This is a genomic window from Planctomicrobium stercoris (genome assembly GCF_051465655.1).
Taxonomy (GTDB): Bacteria; Planctomycetota; Planctomycetia; order Planctomycetales; family Planctomycetaceae; genus Planctomicrobium.
Genome location: NZ_CP195791.1, coordinates 5,291,806 through 5,311,185, shown reverse-complemented (window position 1 = coordinate 5,311,185; position 19,380 = coordinate 5,291,806). Strand labels below are relative to the sequence as shown.

Here is a 19,380-nt window from a genome sequence, read left to right as displayed (position 1 = left end):
TTTTCGATTCTCGGCCCAATTTTGTAAAAGTTCTCACTCTTCCGGCAAAAACTGCCGATCATCGTTGAGACGCTGAGGCGGTTTGTTTCGGCGAAACTCAATGGAGCGGCACAATGGCTGCCAGTGATTTGCCAGAATCGCAGCCGGAGGGGCCCCTGCCTTCAACCGGCGCAGCGGGTCCCAGACATTCCTTCAGTCCATGGCATGATCACCATCACCTTTACAGGGTCGATGCGGCTGATGAATTGCTGGCTGCCAGAATCCAGCGGTCGTTAATGGCGACCGGACGCCGGCACATTGCGGAGCTCCGGGTGGTCGTCCACCAGGGACATGTTCGCATGGCGGGGACGGTCCCCAGCTACTACGCCAAACAACTGGCGCATCAGGCCGTTCTGGCTGTGGATGGCATTGAACGAATCGATTGCGACATTGAAGTTGACTGAAGGCGTTCGTTGCATCCACACTCTCGTGAGATTCGCTCCAGCGCGACAGTTCGACTCCTTGAAAAACTTAATGAATGATCTGTCAGAGCACGAAGCGTGAGCGAGTACATTCTTGACATGATGGGACAGCAGCTGTGTCTACTGGCCGTCCACGACGGTGTACTCCGCTGCGGAATCCTGCGGCTTATTGACTTCAATCTTCAGGGTCGGGACCGAACGCTTTGACAGGTCAACTCGCACGACGAGGGCATGTTCCCCCGGGGTGAGGTCTACGAGCGTCGACTGCTCCGAGCCAAGTTCGGTGTCATCGATCCACAGCGTGACCCCCTCAGCGTTGTTCAGCTGGATTTCGACTTTTCCCGATTCCGTGCAGTTGATGTCGCCGCGGAGGTAAAGAACGCGGGAATGCACCTGGGCTGCCAGCTCTTCCAACGGGAGATTGCCGTTCACCATGGCGTATGCCGGCTCCCAGGTCTGAGCCTGCAGGACGGCATCTTCAAAGACAGGCAGGGTCGGAACATGGTCCAGAACACTCTCGGGGGCGTGGTTCAGCACGCGATACCGCTGCATGCGTTGCGTCGACCGGATTCCATATTCGCCGGGCTTGCCCAGGTGTGAAAGGAACGAGATCAGGTCGAACAATTCCGCCTGTGTCATGAAATTGACCAGACCTTTGGGCATCAGCGACTTCCCTTCGACTTCGTCTTCGATGTCCTCCAGCGGAATGGAGATTTTCTTGCCGGTCGCGTCTTTGAGGACCAGGGCATCTTTCGTGCGGTCCGCGACAATCCCCTGCAGGATCTTGCCGTCTGAGGTCAGAATCGTCTTTGAAATAAAGGCTTCCTTGATGGCCTGATCTGGATCAAGGACCGACGTCACCAGATACTCGACCGGTGAGCTGGAACCAATCGCACTCAGATCCGGGCCGATCTGGCCACCCGCCTTGCTGACTGCATGACAGTTCACGCAGCTGAGATCCTTGCGTCGAAAGACCAGTTCCCCGCGGGCGGGATCGCCCTGTTCAACGGCCTGTTTCACCAGTGCCTGCACTTCTTCAGGGGTCGGTGGAGCTGCCACCTGATTCATCCCCGCATGATTGGAGAGTACCTGATTCAACTCCAGATCGGTTCGCCCCAGTGCGTACATCTGACGCAGAAGCAGGCGGGCCACGTCCTTCTCCGGAGGGGCAAGCTGCAACTGGGCTGCCAGGATCTTCGAACCTTGATTCAGATCGAGGAAAGCCGGCAGGAGCGGATTGAACTGATCGGTGGGCTGGGCTTTCTGCAGAAGTTCTGCGGCGAGTTTGGCTGCTTCCTCGACGTTCAACTTTGCCAGAACCGACACAGCCAGCACGCGCAGCGCGAACGTCTCCTTCTCGCTCGCCAGTGCTTTCAGGAGATCGCCCGCCTGCTCCGGTGCCAGTTTCACAAGAGAATTCAACGCAGCACGACGAACTTCAACATCAGCTTCTGATGACCCGGCCAGCTCTGTGAGCAGCGGTGTCGTCGACGCGACCTTCCAGTCCCCAGCGAGTTCGACCCCCTTCAACTTGAGCTCAGGCTGCGTCGACTCGATCAGGGATGAAAGTCCGGACAGGTCTCCGCTCGGAATGACTTTCCGTTCAACGGAGGCGACGATCAGTCCCGTCAGCACGTCCGACCGAAGACTCTCGGGCCAGTGGTTTTCCTTCAGAACTTCCGCAAGCAGATAGCTCAGATCGTCTGCGTCCCCTCGCTCGCACACGAGTTTGACGATGGCGGGCAGTCGTTGTTCCGGAACCCGTCCGCTCTGCAGCAGTTTCATCATCGGAGCTGCTGGACTCTGGGCAAGGGCAGTTCCCCCGATGTGCAGGAAGGCGGAAAGGATCAGCACTCGTACGGGGCAGGAAAACCACTGCATTTTCAGTTTACTCCAGTCTGAAACTCAGGCGCTCTCTCCAGTTTACCCGAGGCCGGGGCGAATTGCAGGTCACGCCCGTCGGTCTCAACGCTTCGACCGATCGCGGCAAAACAGACTGCGGAAAGTTCGTGCCTGGCAATCTGGTGAGTTTTGCGAAACGAATCCTTTCGCGAAAGCTTTGCGGTGTGTCCGCTTTCGTATTCAGGAATCGACTGCGCGACCCAACTGCATTTTGTTGCCGATCCTGCTGGATGTGAACCGATTCCAAATTGTGGGCACTTGTGTGATCTTCACCCGAACGCATTTCTTTCTGAGGTTCTGGCGCATGCGGCGTTCGCAACGATCGGCTTCTCCGTTTGGTCGAAATTTCCTTGCCCTCCTGGTGGCGGGCGGGGCGTTCAGTATTGCCCAGCTCAATCTGGATCCGTTTAACTTCGGCGGGCTGCAGGGAAGTCATTCCACGGCGACGGCTGCTGCCCCCCGCCTGGGACCTCCCCCTCCGGAGCTGCCTGTTCCGATTCCTTCGGGAGCGGACGCAAAGGATCACACTGCAGCCAAACCTCAAAGTCAGGACGATGCTGCCATCCTGCGAGGGATCTGGGCTGTGAAAATGGCCTCGGCTCTGTTGGAAAAAGGGTGTGAGAACTTCGCCAAAGTTCCCGACTACACTGCCAACATGCTCAAGCAGGAGCGGATCGGCGGAGCCCTGGGGATCTGTCAGGTGATCGACGTCAAGATCCGGCACGAACCCTTCAGCGTTTACATGAAGTGGAGTGAAGGGGACCGCGGCCGGCAGCTGATCTACGTGGACGGTCAGAACGATGGAAACATGCTCGTGCAGCCCGGGGGAATCAAAGGGCGTTTAACCGGTGTACTTTCTCTTGAACCGACCGGTTCGCTCGCAATGTCCGATTCAAGGTACTCCATTACCAAGGCCGGTTTGCTGGAGCTGGCCCGATCCGTTCTGACCTATCAGAAGCAGGATCTGCAGCGGGGCAAGGGCTTCACCTGTCAGCTGTTCGATCAGCAGGAGTTTGAAGGCCGACAGTGCTATCTGTACCTGATCGAGTACGAGGCTCCGGAATTCAACGATCTGTACCGGAAGTCGATGGTGTATGTCGACAAGGAGCTGTCACTGCCGATCTGCGTAAAGAACTTCACCTGGGGGAAAGACGTCGACCCCGAGAAGATGGACGAAGAAACCCTGATTGAGTTCTATGCGTATACCGACCTGAAATTCGAACAGAATCTCAACGCAGCCGACTTCGACAAGAACAATTCCGAATATCGACTGCGGGTACGGCAGTAGTCGCAGGAGTTGTGAGATCAAATGAAAAAGACCTCGCGAACAGGACGTTCGCGAGGTCAAGTTTTTTCATTCTCTCAGACTAATCGAGGATTAGTGAGCGAACGGGGCACATTCAGTACCGGGCGGATCGCAGGCGATTGCTGCACAGTTGTAATCGCACTGATCAGCTTCGTCTTTGAAGCTGGATCCGATGGTCTGGGACTTGAGCTGGCCAGCAGCCTTGTCAGCGTGGAAACCGGTGAAGATGTAGCTCTGGTTCAGGGCACCGATAGCGTGAGCAACGTCGTTCAGTTCTTCGACCACAGCGTACTGGACCTGGCTCAGACCGACGATCATTCCCAGGACGAGAATGGTGGCAATCAGAACGAGTTCAGCGGAAACGATGAAACCAGCTTCGTCATTGAGGAGGTTACGCAACATTTGTGTGAGTTCCTAAAGTTTTCTGTGTGATGGTTCTTGTAAATGTTGAGTGCAGACTCTCATCCAGGACTGATCCTCCCGGTTGAGAAGAGATCGCGTTCACGCCGACCCGTGAACTGCGTGGGCACCAAACGGGGGTCAGCCCGCTGGACGCCGTGTGAAGGACTCCGCCGCGAAAGCACTCGAATGCGCGGTGGATCTCACTGCCTGGAAGAACTGATTCACCTGATCAAGATCAGGCGTGTCAGCTGCTTCGCTGGTGTACTGCCGTTTCTCATGGCGGCTCACGTGAGAGAGGAAAAGCAGGCAGCGTGCCGAAAAGCATCGCCAAGACGCTGGGTGATGCCAAAATGCATCATGGCGTCGGGAGTGAATCCTGCCGATGGCCTGATAAAAACCAGCGTTCCTGCAGGTTGAATAATTTCAACACGCATTCTGCTGATGTGGTTATCTGACAACAGCGGACGTGGCGGCGCGCTCAGGCTCTGAAGCAACTTGTTTAAAACATTGATTCAAACTCTGGTCAGCTCATCGCTGTTCGAATGAAGTCATGTTCATGTTCAGCGCGAAAACTCAGGTTTGCTGATCCCTTTGATTGGCTGCTGGCATTCAGGAAATAACAACTTCGTTGAGTTTTACAGTGTTGATGGTTGTGCTGAACATGTTGGCGAAGCTGATTGTAGTGATTGTGTCGATTGCAAGCGGCGTGCCATTCGACAACGGAGCATCCTGCGTCGATCGCAAAGGGTGAGGAAGAGTCCGGTGACGTGAAGGCGTCGGCATTCATGCACGGGATTTGACGGAAGCGTCGGATCCGTTCAGCTTCGCCCATCGGGCGGCATACCTTCCCAGCACGCCCCCTAGCGTTGCTCCAGCGACGACATCGCCCACGAAGTGGTAGTCCATTGCGATCAGGCTGAGCAGCATCGGAGGTGCGATCAGCAACAGAAAGACGCGGCTCTGCGGAATCGCGATCCACCAGATCGAGACGAACGCCAGAATGCGGCAGGCGTGCCCTGAAGGGAAGCTGCCGATGTCGTCTCCGTGCACGAATGGATGAAATCCGTAGGTCCCCGTGCCGATCAGCGACGGGTTGTTGTCAAACCAGGTTTCCGGCCAGTACCGACCGCACACATCACCCAGTGACGTCCGAAACTGGTCGGCGACAATCATGTTCAGGCTGGCGATCAACAAAACCTGCTGCCACCTCTCCAGCGGCTTCCATGCGGACCTGATGGTCAGAACGATGATGACCACAGGGGCCCACGCCTGAAAGATCGGCGGAGGATAGGTCAGCCAGCGAAACAGCTCGATGTGGTTGAGCTGATGCCGGTAAACAAAGAACGCCACCGGTCGATCGATCCAGGAATAGCAGATCAGAACCAGAAGCGTGCACAGGAGCAGGTTTCGGAATGCCCAGTGAAGCTGAGCAGATTCGGTTCGACAGCTCATGTTCAGCTCACTCGAGGCAGGGCTTCGCGAACTCATCCTCCAAAGGCACTATACCGCTTGACTCCATAATGGAAGGCGAGTCGATTGGCGATCAGCAGCCCGATCACCCAGGCGGCTTCCACGATCAGGAGACGCCCGATTTCAGCGTGGGTGTACTTGCCCAGCCAGATCGCTGCCGGTGTGTAGGCCAGATACTGAAACGGCGAGAAGAAGATGACTGACTGAATGGACGGTGGAAGAAAGTCCAGCGGGATCATGTGCCCCGACAAAAAGTAATTGAGCATCATATAGATGAACAGCAGTGAGCTGACTTCCAGAAACCAGAACGCGATCAGTCCCAGCAGGGATTCGATGAGGAAGCCGAGCAGGAATGCCATCATGAGAGTGGCGATAAACGCTGCGAGGGTGACAGCATCGGGAACGGCCGGGAAGTAGCTTCGGCACAGCCAGAACACCAGGGCAAATGGACCGATGGCCACTCCGTAGTATACCAGCTTGTGAGCGACACGATGCCAGAACAGGTAACCGAGCATGTCGATCGGCTGCGTCAGAAACTTCTTGATGGAGCCATCGCGCACCTGTGCGGCAATCCCGCTGGCAAGCCCGGGCATGCTGGAGAAAGCCCGCCCCACCATCGTCAGCAGGTAGTAGGCGACCATATCGTGATAGGTGTAGCCACCTATCTCCTTGTGGGCGTGGCTCGTGCCGACGGCGAAAATGGCCCCCCACAGGAAAATCTGAGTGACGATGGGCAGGAATCGGAACAGGGTTCCCAACGCGAAATCCGCGCGGTAGACGAGGCGCTCCTCGATGCAGGTGCGGAGGATGACCCACGAGGTTCGCATCCTCTGCTGCAATGTCGGAGCTGAAATGTCTGTCGTCATTTCCATGAGGATTCCATTGCCGCTCTATTCGCGGTTCCAGTCGGCGATCCAGAGCTGGCTGGAGCCGTCTTCGCCCCGGCTGCTGGTCCACAGAAGTTTCTTGCCGTCCGGGCTGAAGACCGGCAGGACGTCCGCCTTTTCCTGGAAGGTGATTCTTTCAACCTTTCCGCCTTCGAATGTGGTGTCGGTCGAAGTGACGTCCATGGTCCACAGGTCGAAGTTCGCCCCCTGCGGGCCTTTCGAATAGTCAGCACGTGTCCAGATGATGTACTTGCCGCTGGGGTGAAAGAATGGAGCCCAGTTAACGGTGTTCAGGTCATCGGTCAGTTCAACTTCATGTTTGCCGTCGACTGAAATGGCATACAGCTGAAGCATATGTTCCTGCTTACGGTCGCTGCGGAAGATGATCCATTTATCATCGGGGGAGAAGAACGGACCGCCGTCGTAACCGGGAACGTTTGTCAGCTGGCGGACGTTGGAACCGTCTGCGTCCATGATGAACAGGTCGGGATCGCCGTCGCGCGAAGAGGTAAAGACAACCTGCTTGCCGTCGTGCGAATAGCTTCCTTCAGCATCGTACCCCGGAGAGTCGGTCAACTGCTTGAGCCCGGTGCCGTCGAAGTTGCAGACGTACATGTCCATGTGCGGATCGAAATCCCACATGTATCGGCGACGAGCTCCTGAAGCCTGTTCGTCACGGGCCTTCTTCTCTTCAGCCTCGAGGTCGGGGCTGGTGTGAGCGGAGGCAAACAGGATCTGCTTGCCGTCGACCGTGAAGTATGCACAGGTTGTTCGTCCCCGGCCGGGACTGATACGACGGGGGGCGGAGTCGCCCACCTTCTTGACATAGATCTGGTAGAAGGGATATCCGACGGGATACGCCTGATAAACGATCCATTCCCCATCTGGAGAGAAATAACCTTCGCCCGCGCGCGGGAGGCCGCTTGTTTCCTGCCGGATGTTCGAGAGATGACGCGATTCCAACTGCGCCACGTCCTCTTGCGCGAAGACGGTGCTGCCTGTACAGAGCACGAAGAGGGCCATGGACAAGTGACGTCGAATCATCTGGGCGCTCCCCGGCGGACCGATGTGGAAAGTCAGTCGCTTCAAATACAAAAAAGCCGCACACTGCATGATAGTGTGCGGCTTGAAAGACAATAGGTCAACCGAGTCAAAGCTCAGTTGGCGGCAGCGATCACGTTGATACGGCGACCGTTCTGGTCGAACTTCACGGTTCCCGGAACCAGTGCGAACAGCGTGTAGTCAGATCCCATGCCGACATTCTTGCCGGGATGGTACTTGGTTCCGCACTGGCGAATGAGGATGTTGCCAGCGATCACTGCTTCGCCGCCAAACTTCTTCACGCCGCGGCGTTGTGCGTTCGAATCACGACCGTTCCGTGTCGAACCCTGTCCCTTTTTATGTGCCATGACAAGACCTCTGTACTCTGAAAGCTCTTTGCCGCTTGTGGCTGAGCAGTTGGTTGAAGATTGAGGGGGTTCAGGTCGAAACTTGGTTGAGTGAACCGATCGACGTCAAACCTTTGATGATCCTCAGCGACATTAACGCTTGGAGAACTGGAAGCTCTTACGAGCACCAGCCAGACCGTATTTCTTGCGTTCGACCATACGGCTGTCACGAGTGAGGAAGCCGCCTTCGCTCAGTGCGGAATGGTTCTGCGGGTTCTTGGCCTGCAGTGCGCGGGCGATTCCCAGAACGACTGCACCGGTCTGTCCGGTCGGGCCGCCACCTTGAACGCTGGCTTCGATATCCACTTTCCCCTTCATGCTGGTCGCATCCAGTGGGGCGAAGATCATTCCCTGATCGCGTTCGACGGGGAAGTACTCTTCGAGGGTTCGGCCGTTGATCAGGAACTTGCCGGTTCCGTCTTTCACGCGAACGCGGGCAACGGCAGTCTTGCGACGGCCTGTTCCCCAGGCGACGCCGAAACGGTCGATTTTACCGCGAATATTCGGCTCGAACAGCGGTGCAGCTTCGCCAGCATCAGCGGCGGCTTCGCTGCCGATATCGAGTCCGGAAGCCAGACCGGTGGCTGGTTCGAGTTCTGGGGTGTCCAAGTGATCCGCGTTGTCCGACATAACCGAGTCCTGAGGTTCCATCAACTGATGAACGAAATCTTGTGTATCTGTGAATTACGTTGCCGTCTGGATTACTTCACGTATTCCGGGAACGGAACGGGCGATTGAGCCTGATGCGGATGCTCGGTACCAACGTACAGCTTGAGCTTCGAAAGCATCTTGCGGCCGAGTTTGCTCTTGGGAAGCATGCGGCGGACAGCTTCGGTCAGCACTTTCTCCGGTCGCCGGTTGAGCAGCTCTGCAGCGGTGTCGATCTTGCGACCGCTGGGATAACCGGTCCAGTAATCGTATTCCTTGGTCATGGTCTTCTTCGTGAAGTGCGGGTTGTCCTTGTCGGCAACCGGCTTTCCGGAGAAACGGACCTGATCGCAGTTCGTCACAATGACGAAATCGCCGGTGTCCACGTGCGGCGTGTAGCCGGGCTTATGCTTGCCCATCAGCACGGTGGCGATACGGACTGCCAGGCGTCCCACGATTGCGCCGTCGCCATCGATGATGAACCACTCCGGGTTGACCGTTTCTTTTTTGGCAACGTATGTCTTCTGGACCGTTTGCACGGCAATACCTCGATGCTAACTGGGTGGCTTCGATGATCACGAATGTGATGTCTGTCGCCCGTATTTTTGAGGCTCGTGCCGCAAATCATGCGGTTTCTGCACTCTCAAGCAGGGCAGCACGGCTGGACCGCAATGGGGCCTCAGCCGGGGAAACGGAGCAGAATAGCTGACCGACCCCGATGAATCAACTGCATCGGCAACCGGAATTCGATAGAGTGAGGCAGTTCGCGCATTTTGGGAACGAAGTCGGCCAGAAATGCGTCACAGTTCCAGCTCCGATTCTCCGCCGGGGTCGGAATGCCAGCCAGCCGTACCCTCCGTAGGAATGAATTCCGGGAATAATGGGGCTTGGATTTCTTAACGTCTGGATGTTGATAGGGTTAGCGTCCGTCGCTCTGCCCGTGGCGGCCCACCTCATCAGTCGACGCCGGTATGACGTCGTCCAGTGGGGGGCGATGCGGTTTCTGGAACTCGGTCAGCGGACCCGAAATCGTATCCGACTGCAGGATATACTCTTACTTCTGCTGAGGATGGGCCTCTTGGCCAGTCTGGCCGTCGCGTTGTCCCGCCCCTGGGGGGGGAATCGACTGTTCGGTGCTTTCGGGGCTCATGTCCAGCAGGACCTCGTTTTTATCCTTGATGGATCCGCCAGTATGGACTGGCACGAAGGGGTAGCAGGCCAGCCTCCTCAAAATCGTCGCGATCCGCAAACTCCGCATCTTGCCGCCGTCCAGTGGATCTTTGATGCTTTGGAGGAACTGTCGCCCGGAGACACCGCCGGGCTGATTGACGCCCGGAATCAGCCCCGACGACTCGTCTCTCCCCCCGCGAGTGATTTCAAGGCGGTACGGGACAAGTTGACCAGGATTGCCGCTCCCGCTGGAACATCTCAACTCCCCGAAGCGATCGAAGAAGCCCTGAAGGTGCTCGCGACCTCTTCGAACGTTTCCCGGCGGGTGGTAGTGCTGACGGACGACCAGTCGCTGGCCTGGCGACCCGGGGACGAGCTGGCCTGGACTCGAGTCGATGAACTGCGGAAACAGACGCAGGTCGTGCCGGCGATTGACGTTGTGACGCTAGGGGCGTCGGAAAGACCACGTACCAACTTTTCCGTTGGCAGGATTGAACTCTCCCGGCAGGTCACGGTTCCCGAGTTTCCGATCAAGATCCGTGCGATGATCCGGCAATCGGGCGGAACCGCTCCCGCCCGGCGAAAGGCGTCGCTCTCTGTCGATGGTCAGCAGATCCCGGGGAAGACCACAGAAGTCGATCTGCTTCCCGACGGCGAGGCGCTCGTTGAATTTGATCATGCGTTCCCGGCTGAAGGGAACTTCATTGCCAGTATTGTTCTGGAAGAAGCGGACCAGTTGCCGAACGATGACCACGCTGAGGCGATCATCGTCATCGCGTCCAGCATTCCGGTGCTGCTGGTCGATGGCGATCGACACGTCGACCCTACCCGCAGCGAGACCTTTTACATTCAATCGGTCTTTGCCGCTTCTGGAAGTGAATCTCCGTGGATCAAAGCCCGGGTGATTTCTCCCCATGAACTGGACGACAGTCTCCTGCTCGACCAGCAGGCGGTGTTTCTCTGCAATGTCGAGAAGCTGACACAGCGGCAATGGGAGTTGCTGCGAAGATACGTCCGCGATGGCGGAGGGCTCGTCATCGCACCCGGGGAGAAGGTTAATGTCGCCCAGTGGAACGCAGTCGACCAGAATGAGAAGGTTCCATTTCTACCAGCCAAATTCAGTGAACTTGTGCAGGGGAAAGCGGACTCTCCATCACCCGAAGTCACTCTGGATTCCAGTTCGCTGGAGGTTCCCTGGCTACAGCGGTTTCGTGAGGAAAATGGTGTCGATCTCGCGCGGTCCCGATTCTCCCGATGGTGGCGGCTCGAGCCAGTTCGCTCGCCCGCAGCCAGTGCAGATGATTCAAAGAAGACATCCGACGACAGCCGTCCAGTGCGGGCCATTGCGAGACTTGCCCAGGGGGACCCGTGGCTGCTGCAGCGTGATTATGGGCATGGCAGCGTCATCGAGATGGCGACTCCGCTGGATGCGGACTGGTCAACGCTTCCCGCCAAGAGTGATTTCGTCCCGTTCCTGCACGAGCTCGTCTTTGCACTCACCTCCAGCGGTCAGCGTCGCAATGTTGATGTCGGCTCGCCGCTGCTGCTGGCGTTGAAGGCAGGTGAGAATGCCAGTGATTATTTTGTGAGTGGACCGGGATTCAGCGACGAGCCCGCTGTCGCAGCTCAACGGGGGCGAAACTTCTTCGCTGAATTTCGACAGACATCCACACCGGGCCTCTACCGCTTTCAGAAAAAGAATGATCGAGCATCCGCAGCTCAGCCGTTCGTGGTTGATGATGATCACCGGGAGTCGAATCTGGCTTCGCTCACCGAGCAGGACTGGGCGACGCTGACCAGTGACGGCCGCATGCAGCGGGTCAAAACCATGAGAGACATCAACGCTGCTGCAGCCGGGCAAGGACCCCGAGTTGAGCTGTGGTGGGTGTTGCTATTGCTGGTGCTGGCGATGCTGATCTGCGAAGTCGCTCTGACCCGCAGGATGGTGCAGGGGGGGCATGCGGTGCTGGATGAATCCCTCACCTGAGGTGTGAGGGATTTGTCATTGGTCAATGGTCATTTGTCATTGAAGCAGGGCGACGCGTTTTAGAAATGGGGAGGGGCCGAGGCGCTAGAGACGAGAGTCCAGAGCAGGAAATTTTCCTGCCGCGTCAGTCGTGAACGTTCAGATTCTGTTCTCTCTGGAGGGCCGCGTGTGATGACGGAATTCAGCAAGAGTGCAACCCGCAGGAATCTTCTGCGGGAGCCATGGGTTTGCTGGGCAATGGCAACAGTGGTGTTGGCAGGTCTCGTGCTCTGGGGGGCCGTCCAGTCTGATATCATCGCGTACGCTCCCATGAAAAATCAGAATTCCCAATGTCTGCGGTGCGGACGCTGGCGCACTGAGAAATGGGTGCTTGGAAAGAAACAGGTCGACACGATTGAGGAGGGTGACATTTCGAAGTGGATCGACACCGTCCGACCTGATGATGGTCAGCACTTTTGGCTGACACACTCAGATGAATTGCGGACAGGATGGTTTGGAAGGACTATCGTTGGCTGTAGAGGCATATGGGTTCTTGACTCCATCTACCGGCGTCGAGGAGAAATTGGCGAAGTGGCTGCGATTCACCTGCTCGAGAGACTGGATGAAATCCTGAGTTCTTCGCCCGAGGGGGGAGTGGACTTAGGGCGGATCGACGAATTTGAGCACCGAGAAGTGTTGGGACTGCCGGACTCGACACAGTGAAAATCCGGCACGGAGTTTACTCCAGCTCAATCCGGCTCATCTTCAGCTTCGCTGCAACGTGCTCCGGCAGAAACAAAACGGCGGCGGGTTCCTGAAAGACGGGTCGCCAGCCGGGCGTGCGAGCCAGATTTTGAATCAGTCGCGGGGCTGACCGCTTGTCGAGAATGACAGCGGGCAACTCTCCGGCCGGATCGCGGACCAGATCTTCCCATTTGCGATCCCGCTGTGACATCAGCCGTTTGACCTGCAGGTACGTGCTGAAAGTTTTGACATCAGCCACTTCCAGCCGTCCGTCCAGAAACACCTTCTTTGCAGGCCCATTGTGATAGAGGTACGGGGCCGCCTGACCGAAGCTCGCGATGAAGGCAGAAGCTGGCATTCCTTCCCGGCCAGCGATCTCAGCTGCACCATGTGCAAACCAGTCTTCAGGCTCGCCCCAGGTGAACCAGCCGGGTCGGCCTCCGACCGTGTAAATCGTGTTCGAAGTCACTCCACACATGAGCACAGCCATCAGGCTGGCCATCAACAGCCGTGTCTGCGAAGACTCCCAGAACGCTCGTCTGCGGGTCATGGCAACTGCATTCGAGTGTTGCCAGCCTGCCTGGAAGTTCTGGCATGAGACAACACCGCAGATCAGCCCGAAAAGATTGACATTGCGAACCATCGTGCAGGCGAGATACCCAAACGCGGCGCACAACAGAGCTCCGAACAGGGAAAATCGACTGCGACGTGCTGCTGTCAGAAAGCTTGCGGTCACGATCAGTCCACTTCCCAGCAGGGCGATGACGTCAACGTTCATGAAGCCTCGTTCTCGGATCCATGAGAACAGCGGCTGAAATTCACCCACGACACCCGCGTAAATCTCGCGGTCGACGGAGAGCTTCCGAAACAGCGTCAACGGAAAAAGAAATCCTTCGAGTCCGTAAGGATTGAGCAGGCAGGCACCGGTGGTGGCTGCAAAGATCATCAACAGTTGCGGTACGCTGGCCGGGTGTTCTGATTCGTCAGGAAGAGAGGATGAGGTGCGAAGCCGCTCGAAAAGCTGATCCGCCAGCCAGCACGCGAGCACAATTGGACCAAGAATAAAGAGCCCGTGACAGTTCACCCAGATCACCTGCAGCGCGGGAAGCAGCCAGAGGAAGCCGCTGCGATTCCTGGAAGCATGAAGAATGGACAGCATTGCAGCCAGGCAGACCAACGTGACCAGTTCCGGCCTCATCATGATTCGTGAGGACATACAGAGGACTGGAAAAATCCAGATGGCAAGGCGGTACGCTGCGGGCAGCTTTCCTTCCCCGGCTTTCCACCCCAGCAGGACCGCCGCTGTGAAGAGCAGCGATTGGAAGAAGCTGAGCGCTGTCAGCCCACCCGATTGGTAAAGGCTGTAGGCGAAGGCCTGAAAGCCCCAGTGAAGATCCACCCAGGGCCGCCCTGCGTTTGTATATGTGAATTCATCGACCGCAGGCACGCGAAACTGCGTCACGACGATCTCACCCGCCTTGAGATGCCACCACGTGTCGGCACTGTAGATCGGGCCTAATCCGAGCAATGCAGAGAGAAGCAGCAGACAGAGAAGCAGTGGGAGAGTCTGGCTTCTTTGTTGCCGGGGCGATGTTGAATCCCCGGTCCCGACCACGGAATCGGGCTGTTCGCACCTGGAGTGATGGGCAGATCGCGGTTGCTGAGTGAGAATCGGCATCGCAGGGGGCTCCACGGGGGGACGGAACTCCCAATCTTCCGGGTCGATGGAAACCTCTCACAAGGCGAACGGCACGGGATTGCTCAGCTTTCCCCGGCTTCTTGTGAGGGTTGTGCAGATTCTCCGGGGTAGGCGAATCCTTTCCGCGTCCCCCACCCAGCCAGACTGCTACTGTGGCGTGACACGTGGAGGGGGCAATACCTCTCTGCATGAGAAGGGGCCCCTTGCTGATGTTCGGAATTCACTCTGAAGCAATCACGAACCACTCGCTTCAAATTGCCAGTCGTCGACAATCGGTGCTCGCACGCGCAGCAAAAAGGGGAGACGATTTCGTCTCCCCTCTGGATTTCGCAGCCATATTTTTTGCGAGGAATTATTCTTCCGCAACGTACGGCATCAGGCCGATGAAGCGGGCGCGAAGGATGGCTTCACGCACTGCTCGCTGGAAAATGGCACTGGTGCCAGTGCGGCGACGCGGCAGGATGCGACCTTCCCGGTCGACCAGCTGCTTCAGCGTCTTGGTGTCTTTGTAGTCCACATAGACGGGACGTGGAATGGTGCCGTCCGGACAGAACCGGCATTTGAGCTTCCGCTTCAGGCGTGCTCGTTTTTTGCGAATCTTGCGAATGTCGACTTTGTTCAGCGTTGCCATGAATTTTACCTGAGTTTTGAAAGGCGTACTCAGAGAGGCCAGTCTGAACCGTCGCCGATTCTCCTGACTTCTCCCCTCAACCTGAGAGGGAGTTGGAAGAGCCTGCAGCTCTCGCCTTCGCGTCTGAGAAGCGTGACAGTATGACGACTCGCAAGTGCCAATGCAATGCTGAGGCGAGTGCAGCAGGGCAACATTGAGTCTCTCGAGATGTGCAAAAACCCTTTCCCGAGTACAGAGTTCGGAAACAGCAATATGATCGTGACCAGGGAGGCACAGCCTGCTGAGGGGTGCGATGGTCACTGTTATGCATGCTTGGAATGACTTGTCATTATGGGGTGTCCGCGCAGGTTGGAGGTTAGTTGGATGTCCGCGAAGTTACCGGGAGAAACTTCGAGATTCAGCGGTAATGAAAAGGAAACTTCGAGAATCCGGTGTATTTCCCGTGAAAATCGAGTGCCGCAGTTCGTTGACAGAAAACAGAGTGACCAGTAACATGCTCCGTTTCCCGCACCGGGGCATGGCTTCCGGTGTCGCCATAGTTGTGGCGCAAGATGTTCAGTCGAAGGAAGTTAAGTCGTGGCTGCGAACGAACGAATTCGGATTCGGATGGAAGCTTTTGATCACACCATCCTGGATCAGTCGGCAACCGATATTGTCGATACCGCTAAGCGGACGGGTGCAATTGTTCATGGTCCGATTCCTTTGCCGACTCGCATTGAGCGGTACACCGTGCTTCGAAGTCCGCACATTGACAAGAAGTCTCGTGAGCAATTCGAGATTCGGACTCACAAGCGCGTGATTGATATTGTGCAGCCTACTGGTAAGACGATTGATGCTCTGAACAAGCTCTCTTTGCCGGCGGGTGTGGACATCAAGATTAAGGCAACGACATAAGCGTGGAGTCGCGTTCGCCGTTCTGGGCGGGTGTGTTGCCGGTGTGTGAAGTGCGTTCGAGTGGCTCGCGATTGAGTCCTCGTGGTGGAATTTAGTTTGCAGTCGCGTTAGATATTTGAGGGGTCGAGCCATGCCCGTCGGGCTTCTCGGACGAAAAATCGGAATGACACAGGTGTATGGTGAGAATGGGACGGTTGTCCCGGTCACCGTGCTCGAGGTTGGTCCGTGTGCCGTTCTCCAAGTGAAGACTCTGGATCGTGATGGGTATCAGGCGGTTCAGCTTGGCTTTGACGATAAGCTGAGCTGGAAAGATCAGGAGCGTCCTGAGGATCAGCGGAATCGTAGTCGTGCCAATCGCGCAGAGCGGGGGCATGTTGCTCAGTTGAAGAGCAAGCGGCAGAAGAAGTTGGCTGAGGCAGGTGTTGAGAGCCGTCCGAAGGCAAACTGCGAGCCGAAGAAGTATGTTCGTGAGTTTCGGATGGATGGCGAGCAGCACGATGTGTCTGTGGGCCAGGTGATCACTGCCAGCCTGTTTGATGGCATTAAAGCAGTGGATGTGATTGGAACTACAAAGGGTCGCGGTTTTACTGGTGCGATGAAGCGTCATAACTTCAGCGGCCAGGGCGCAGCTCACGGTACCAAGAAGGTGCATCGTCGCGTCGGGGCAATCGGTGCCAATGCGATGAACCGCGGTACATCGGGAATGATCAAGAAGGGGATGCGGATGGCTGGTCGCTACGGAAACGAGCGAGCCACCGTTCGGAATCTCACGGTTGTTAAGGTTGATGCTGAAAACAACATGTTGCTGGTGAACGGCGCCGTGCCGGGACCGAATGGCGGCTACCTGATGGTTCGGGTGGCAAAGTAACGCGGTCTTCGGTGAACGTTTAAAGTCGCGGTTTAGAGACAGAGCAATGGCAGAGAACACAAAAATTTCCGCACCGATTCGAGGGATGGACGGCAAGAACGTCGGATCCTACGACTTCGACAGTGCAGACCTCGCCGATCGTATCAGCAAGCAGTTGCTGCATGATGTTGTGGTGATGTACGAGACGAACCAGCGTCAGGGTTCGGCTCGCACCAAGACTCGCGGTGAAGTGGCTGGTAGTACAAAGAAGCTGTATCGACAGAAGGGGACTGGTAATGCCCGCGTCGGTACAAAGCGATCTCCGACCCGTCGGGGCGGCGGTCACACCTTCGCCAAGCGTCCGAAAGACTGGAGCTACCGGCTTCCACGTCGTGCGGTTCAGCTGGCAACCCGGATGGCTCTGTTGAGCAAGTTCCAGGACAACGAGGCAACGGTCGTTGACTCGTTCAAGGTTTCTGAAATCAAAACCAAGAACATTTCCCAGATGCTGACTGCTCTGGGGGTCGCCAAAGAGTCGTGTCTTCTGGTGATTCCGGATTACGATACGACTGTGTGGCGTTCCGGTCGGAATATTGGAAATCTCTGGATTTCCCCGGTTGCCGAGCTGAATGCCTACCAGCTCCTCCATCAGAAGCGGCTGATCATCACCCGCGAAGCAATCGATCAGGCACGACAGAAACAAAGAGAGGCGGTCACCGCAAGCTAATTGCAGCGTTCATGTTGATGAATGAAGCAGGTAGCAAAACGGGATGCAACGTCGGGAGTAATGGCAGTGTCAGCACCGCAAATCGAAGAAACAGTCCAGGCAGGCCTTCAGCTCGAGCCGCATCAGGTGATTTTTCGGCCACTCGTGACCGAAAAAGGGGTGCATCAGTCAGAGAAGCTGAATGCCTATGCGTTTGAAGTTCATCCGCAGGCTAACAAAAGTGACATTCGCAATGCTGTGCAGACATTGTGGAATGTTCGGGTTGTGTCCGTCCGGACGCAGACCCGCCGTGGAAAGCCGCGTCGCAGCCGAGTTCTGGTGGGGCACACGACCGACTGGAAGAAGGCAATTGTTCAGCTGCACGAAGAAGATCGTATTTCGTTCTTCTAAGTCGTGGTCGAACTTGATTGGAACTAGGAGTCGCATCCCTTTGGGGGTGTGTTAAACCGCCTGCATCACACGAAGACCGATAGACAGGTCGACAGGTTCGCAGGCACTGAAAATTTCGGGATGAATCGATGGGGATTCGTTTTTACAAACCGGTCACACCAGGACGTCGCGGGGCGTCGGTCAGTGATTTTGCAGAAATCACGGATCGTAAGAAGCAACCCGAGAAGAGCCTGACGATCCGTCTGAAGAAGCACGGCGGACGAAACCACCACGGTAAGATCGTCTCACGTCATCGTGGCGGTGGTCATCGCAAGATGTACCGGATGATCGACTTCAAGCGTCGAATCGACGGGGTTGAGTTCAAAGTTACGCACATTGAATACGATCCGAATCGGTCGTCTCGTATTGCCTTGCTGGAATTCCAGTGTCCGCAGACTCAGAAGTTGAGCAAGTGCTACATTCTGGCTGCTGAAGGGATGAAGGCCGGCGACGTTCTCATGAACGGACCATCGGCCGAGCCGAAAAACGGCAACTGCCTCCCGCTGGCCAACATTCCACCCGGAACCAACATTCACAACATCGAAATGCAGCCAGGCGGCGGCGGACAGCTGGTTCGAAGTGCCGGTGGAGCTGCAGTGATGAATGCCACCGACAAGGGGTGGGCTCAGATTACGCTGCCCTCGGGTGAAGTTCGTCGTCTGCCGGCACTCTGCCGAGCGACGATCGGAACGATCGGCAACTCTGAGCATATTAAGATCAATATCGGTAAGGCTGGTCGTAACCGTTGGAAGGGGAAACGTCCTCACGTCCGCGGAACAGCGATGAACCCAGTCGCTCACCCGATGGGTGGTGGAGAAGGACGAACAGCGGGTGGACGTCATCCGTGTAGCCCGACCGGGCGTCTGGCGAAAGGTGGAAACACCCGTAAGCGACGGAAAGCCTCTTCGAAGGCCATCATTCGTCGCCGTCGTTCGCGTCGCAATGGTCTGAAAAAGGTTTAATGATCTCAATCGGTGGAGGGTTGTCCTCCTCGTTTGGGTGAACACAACAGTTTCCTGAAATTAATTATTCGGTTTGTGAGGAAGGTCAGTCATGGGTCGGTCGCTGAAAAAAGGCCCCTACGTCGATGAGAATCTGCTGAAGAAAATTTCTCGGCTGGATTCTTCCGGGGCGAAGCAGCAGATCAAAACCTGGGCGCGTCGTTCCACGATCTCCCCGGAATTCATCGGTCACACGTTCATGGTGCACAACGGCAAAGTGCATGTCCAGGTTTATGTCACCGAGGATATGGTGGGCCACAAACTGGGTGAATTCGCCCCGACCCGGACCTTCCGGGGTCACGGTGCCAAGGGAAATCGATAGTCAACGTCGAAACGATTTGCGGTCCTTCCCGATGTCTGGGAAGATAACCGACGCCAGATGAAGCGAGCAGAAACATGTCACAAGTCAAGGCCACACATCGGTTCGCAAGAATTGCAGCGACCAAGGTGCGTCCGTTTGCAGACCTGATTCGAGGGATGACGGTTCAGGAAGGCTTGAACGCCCTCAAATACGTCCCCAATCGTGGTGCGCGATTCCTCGAGAAGGTTCTGCGGAGTGCAGCGGCTAACGCTGAAGACCGTGGAGCTCGGAATGTGGATAACCTGCCGATCGTGGATTGTCAGGTCGACGGTGGTCCGATGTTCAAGCGTCTGAGCCCGCAGTCTCGCGGCCAGTCGTTCATGATTCGTCGTCGGTTTGCTCACATTCATGTGGCGATTGATGCTCCGGAAGTGGAATAGTGGATTT

At 56.5% G+C, this 19,380-nt stretch carries 20 protein-coding genes; 10 read left to right on the top strand and 10 right to left on the bottom strand.

Annotation, left to right across the window (positions count from 1 at the left end; translation table 11 throughout):
- The first annotated feature begins 113 nt into the window (after window positions 1–113).
- The gene (locus SH661x_RS21520) at window positions 114–443 is read left to right on the top strand and encodes a BON domain-containing protein (protein ID WP_437225916.1); all 330 of its coding nucleotides are present in this window, start codon (window positions 114–116) and stop codon (window positions 441–443) included.
- 138 nt (window positions 444–581) lie between these two features.
- Here the strand turns inward: SH661x_RS21520 and SH661x_RS21515 are convergent, their stop codons facing one another.
- Entirely contained in the window at window positions 582–2,342 is a 1,761-nt protein-coding gene (locus tag SH661x_RS21515; protein ID WP_437225914.1) for a HEAT repeat domain-containing protein, read from the bottom strand.
- A gap of 325 nt (window positions 2,343–2,667) precedes the next feature.
- On the opposite strand from SH661x_RS21515, the gene SH661x_RS21510 reads away from it, so the two are divergent.
- Entirely contained in the window at window positions 2,668–3,651 is a 984-nt protein-coding gene (locus SH661x_RS21510) for a DUF1571 domain-containing protein (protein WP_437225912.1), read from the top strand.
- Between the two features lie 90 nt (window positions 3,652–3,741).
- Here SH661x_RS21510 and SH661x_RS21505 read toward each other — a convergent pair whose 3' ends face one another.
- The 7 genes from SH661x_RS21505 to rplM form a co-directional block, all read right to left on the bottom strand.
- Window positions 3,742–4,071: a hypothetical protein gene (locus tag SH661x_RS21505; protein ID WP_437225910.1), complete on the bottom strand. Its 330-nt coding sequence runs from the start codon at window positions 4,069–4,071 to the stop codon at window positions 3,742–3,744.
- A 783-nt stretch (window positions 4,072–4,854) separates the two neighbouring features.
- Entirely contained in the window at window positions 4,855–5,523 is a 669-nt protein-coding gene (locus tag SH661x_RS21500; RefSeq protein ID WP_437225908.1) for a phosphatase PAP2 family protein, read from the bottom strand.
- 32 nt (window positions 5,524–5,555) lie between these two features.
- Window positions 5,556–6,407, bottom strand: coding sequence for an ABC transporter permease (locus SH661x_RS21495; RefSeq protein ID WP_437225906.1), 852 nt, complete (start codon window positions 6,405–6,407; stop codon window positions 5,556–5,558).
- A 24-nt stretch (window positions 6,408–6,431) separates the two neighbouring features.
- Window positions 6,432–7,472: a TolB family protein gene (locus SH661x_RS21490; protein WP_437225904.1), complete on the bottom strand. Its 1,041-nt coding sequence runs from the start codon at window positions 7,470–7,472 to the stop codon at window positions 6,432–6,434.
- Between the two features lie 113 nt (window positions 7,473–7,585).
- Window positions 7,586–7,837, bottom strand: coding sequence for a 50S ribosomal protein L27 (gene rpmA, locus SH661x_RS21485; RefSeq protein WP_437225902.1), 252 nt, complete (start codon window positions 7,835–7,837; stop codon window positions 7,586–7,588).
- 132 nt (window positions 7,838–7,969) lie between these two features.
- On the bottom strand, window positions 7,970–8,506 hold the full coding sequence (gene rpsI, locus SH661x_RS21480; RefSeq protein ID WP_437225900.1) for a 30S ribosomal protein S9: 537 nt from the start codon (window positions 8,504–8,506) through the stop codon (window positions 7,970–7,972).
- Between the two features lie 71 nt (window positions 8,507–8,577).
- Window positions 8,578–9,069, bottom strand: a complete 492-nt coding sequence (gene rplM / locus SH661x_RS21475) for a 50S ribosomal protein L13 (RefSeq protein ID WP_437231232.1) — start codon at window positions 9,067–9,069, stop codon at window positions 8,578–8,580.
- Window positions 9,070–9,404: 335 nt separating this feature from the next.
- On the opposite strand from rplM, the gene SH661x_RS21470 reads away from it, so the two are divergent.
- Window positions 9,405–11,681 (top strand): BatA domain-containing protein, encoded by a 2,277-nt coding sequence (locus tag SH661x_RS21470; protein ID WP_437225898.1) that lies wholly within the window; start codon window positions 9,405–9,407, stop codon window positions 11,679–11,681.
- Window positions 11,682–12,399: 718 nt separating this feature from the next.
- Here SH661x_RS21470 and SH661x_RS21465 read toward each other — a convergent pair.
- Both SH661x_RS21465 and rpsR read right to left on the bottom strand, forming a co-directional pair.
- The gene (locus tag SH661x_RS21465; RefSeq protein ID WP_437225896.1) at window positions 12,400–14,082 is read right to left on the bottom strand and encodes a hypothetical protein; all 1,683 of its coding nucleotides are present in this window, start codon (window positions 14,080–14,082) and stop codon (window positions 12,400–12,402) included.
- Between the two features lie 373 nt (window positions 14,083–14,455).
- Window positions 14,456–14,734 (bottom strand): 30S ribosomal protein S18, encoded by a 279-nt coding sequence (gene rpsR / locus SH661x_RS21460; RefSeq protein ID WP_437225894.1) that lies wholly within the window; start codon window positions 14,732–14,734, stop codon window positions 14,456–14,458.
- Window positions 14,735–15,310: 576 nt separating this feature from the next.
- On the opposite strand from rpsR, the gene rpsJ reads away from it, so the two are divergent.
- The 7 genes from rpsJ (at window position 15,311) to rplV (ending at window position 19,373) form a co-directional block, all read left to right on the top strand.
- Window positions 15,311–15,628 carry a 30S ribosomal protein S10 gene (rpsJ, locus tag SH661x_RS21455; protein ID WP_437225892.1) on the top strand — a complete coding sequence of 106 codons (318 nt, stop codon included), beginning with the start codon at window positions 15,311–15,313 and terminating at the stop codon, window positions 15,626–15,628.
- Window positions 15,629–15,758: 130 nt separating this feature from the next.
- Window positions 15,759–16,496 carry a 50S ribosomal protein L3 gene (gene rplC, locus SH661x_RS21450; RefSeq protein ID WP_437225890.1) on the top strand — a complete coding sequence of 246 codons (738 nt, stop codon included), beginning with the start codon at window positions 15,759–15,761 and terminating at the stop codon, window positions 16,494–16,496.
- Between the two features lie 46 nt (window positions 16,497–16,542).
- The gene (rplD, locus tag SH661x_RS21445; RefSeq protein ID WP_437225888.1) at window positions 16,543–17,202 is read left to right on the top strand and encodes a 50S ribosomal protein L4; all 660 of its coding nucleotides are present in this window, start codon (window positions 16,543–16,545) and stop codon (window positions 17,200–17,202) included.
- 66 nt (window positions 17,203–17,268) lie between these two features.
- Window positions 17,269–17,592: a 50S ribosomal protein L23 gene (gene rplW / locus SH661x_RS21440; RefSeq protein WP_437225886.1), complete on the top strand. Its 324-nt coding sequence runs from the start codon at window positions 17,269–17,271 to the stop codon at window positions 17,590–17,592.
- Window positions 17,593–17,720: 128 nt separating this feature from the next.
- Window positions 17,721–18,593 carry a 50S ribosomal protein L2 gene (rplB, locus tag SH661x_RS21435; RefSeq protein ID WP_437225884.1) on the top strand — a complete coding sequence of 291 codons (873 nt, stop codon included), beginning with the start codon at window positions 17,721–17,723 and terminating at the stop codon, window positions 18,591–18,593.
- A gap of 91 nt (window positions 18,594–18,684) precedes the next feature.
- The gene (gene rpsS, locus SH661x_RS21430; protein WP_437225882.1) at window positions 18,685–18,954 is read left to right on the top strand and encodes a 30S ribosomal protein S19; all 270 of its coding nucleotides are present in this window, start codon (window positions 18,685–18,687) and stop codon (window positions 18,952–18,954) included.
- A 74-nt stretch (window positions 18,955–19,028) separates the two neighbouring features.
- Window positions 19,029–19,373 carry a 50S ribosomal protein L22 gene (gene rplV / locus SH661x_RS21425; protein WP_437225880.1) on the top strand — a complete coding sequence of 115 codons (345 nt, stop codon included), beginning with the start codon at window positions 19,029–19,031 and terminating at the stop codon, window positions 19,371–19,373.
- Window positions 19,374–19,380 lie beyond the last annotated feature (7 nt).

Excerpts from the sequence above, each read along its gene's own strand:
- SH661x_RS21505 (WP_437225910.1), bottom strand. The coding sequence starts at position 4,071 with ATGTTGCGTAACCTCCTCAATGACGAAGCTGGTTTCATCGTTTCCGCT.
- rplC (WP_437225890.1), top strand. The coding sequence starts at position 15,759 with ATGCCCGTCGGGCTTCTCGGACGAAAAATCGGAATGACACAGGTGTAT.
- SH661x_RS21510 (WP_437225912.1), top strand. The coding sequence starts at position 2,668 with ATGCGGCGTTCGCAACGATCGGCTTCTCCGTTTGGTCGAAATTTCCTT.
- SH661x_RS21495 (WP_437225906.1), bottom strand. The coding sequence starts at position 6,407 with ATGACGACAGACATTTCAGCTCCGACATTGCAGCAGAGGATGCGAACC.
- rpsI (WP_437225900.1), bottom strand. The coding sequence starts at position 8,506 with ATGTCGGACAACGCGGATCACTTGGACACCCCAGAACTCGAACCAGCC.
- rplB (WP_437225884.1), top strand. The coding sequence starts at position 17,721 with ATGGGGATTCGTTTTTACAAACCGGTCACACCAGGACGTCGCGGGGCG.
- SH661x_RS21465 (WP_437225896.1), bottom strand. The coding sequence starts at position 14,082 with ATGCCGATTCTCACTCAGCAACCGCGATCTGCCCATCACTCCAGGTGC.
- SH661x_RS21515 (WP_437225914.1), bottom strand. The coding sequence starts at position 2,342 with ATGCAGTGGTTTTCCTGCCCCGTACGAGTGCTGATCCTTTCCGCCTTC.
- rpsS (WP_437225882.1), top strand. The coding sequence starts at position 18,685 with ATGGGTCGGTCGCTGAAAAAAGGCCCCTACGTCGATGAGAATCTGCTG.
- rpsR (WP_437225894.1), bottom strand. The coding sequence starts at position 14,734 with ATGGCAACGCTGAACAAAGTCGACATTCGCAAGATTCGCAAAAAACGA.
- SH661x_RS21500 (WP_437225908.1), bottom strand. The coding sequence starts at position 5,523 with ATGAGCTGTCGAACCGAATCTGCTCAGCTTCACTGGGCATTCCGAAAC.
- SH661x_RS21470 (WP_437225898.1), top strand. The coding sequence starts at position 9,405 with ATGGGGCTTGGATTTCTTAACGTCTGGATGTTGATAGGGTTAGCGTCC.
- SH661x_RS21520 (WP_437225916.1), top strand. The coding sequence starts at position 114 with ATGGCTGCCAGTGATTTGCCAGAATCGCAGCCGGAGGGGCCCCTGCCT.
- rplV (WP_437225880.1), top strand. The coding sequence starts at position 19,029 with ATGTCACAAGTCAAGGCCACACATCGGTTCGCAAGAATTGCAGCGACC.
- rplD (WP_437225888.1), top strand. The coding sequence starts at position 16,543 with ATGGCAGAGAACACAAAAATTTCCGCACCGATTCGAGGGATGGACGGC.
- rpmA (WP_437225902.1), bottom strand. The coding sequence starts at position 7,837 with ATGGCACATAAAAAGGGACAGGGTTCGACACGGAACGGTCGTGATTCG.
- SH661x_RS21490 (WP_437225904.1), bottom strand. The coding sequence starts at position 7,472 with ATGATTCGACGTCACTTGTCCATGGCCCTCTTCGTGCTCTGTACAGGC.